The organism is Mesorhizobium caraganae (genome assembly GCF_016836705.1).
Taxonomy (GTDB): Bacteria; Pseudomonadota; Alphaproteobacteria; order Rhizobiales; family Rhizobiaceae; genus Mesorhizobium; species Mesorhizobium caraganae.
Map to the genome: position 1 here is coordinate 1 of NZ_JAFCGY010000122.1, position 485 is coordinate 485.

Annotated in this window: 1 protein-coding gene; it reads right to left on the reverse strand. The window is 66.8% G+C overall.

Going from position 1 to position 485, the window contains the following annotated elements:
- On the reverse strand, positions 1-485 hold a 485-nt coding region (locus JQK88_RS35565), incomplete at both ends, for an amidophosphoribosyltransferase (RefSeq protein WP_376740499.1).

Consider the following 485-nt stretch of genomic DNA (forward strand, 5'->3'; position numbering starts at 1 on the left):
ATGCGGTGCTTGGGCCCGGACACCGCCTGCTCCAGCGCGTCGAGATCCTGGTAGATCAGCCAGTCGCAGCCCAGCAGTTCCTGCACCTGCTCATCGGTGCGGCCGTGCGCGACCAGTTCCTCGGCCGAGGGCATGTCGATGCCGTAGATGTTCGGATGCCGCACCGCCGGCGCCGCCGAGGCCAAGTAGACCTTGCGCGCGCCGGCATCGCGCGCCATCTGCACGATCTGGCGCGAAGTGGTGCCGCGCACGATCGAGTCGTCCACCAGCAGCACCACGCGGTTGCGGAACTCCAGCGGAATCGGGTTGAGCTTGCGCCGTACCGATTTGGCCCGCTCGCCCTGCCCCGGCATGATGAAGGGGCGGCCGACGTAGCGGTTCTTGATGAAGCCTTCGCGGTACTTCACGCCCAGGGTGTTGGCGATTTCCAGGGCCGAGTCGCGCGAGGTGTCGGGAATCGGGATGACCACGTCGATGTCGTGATC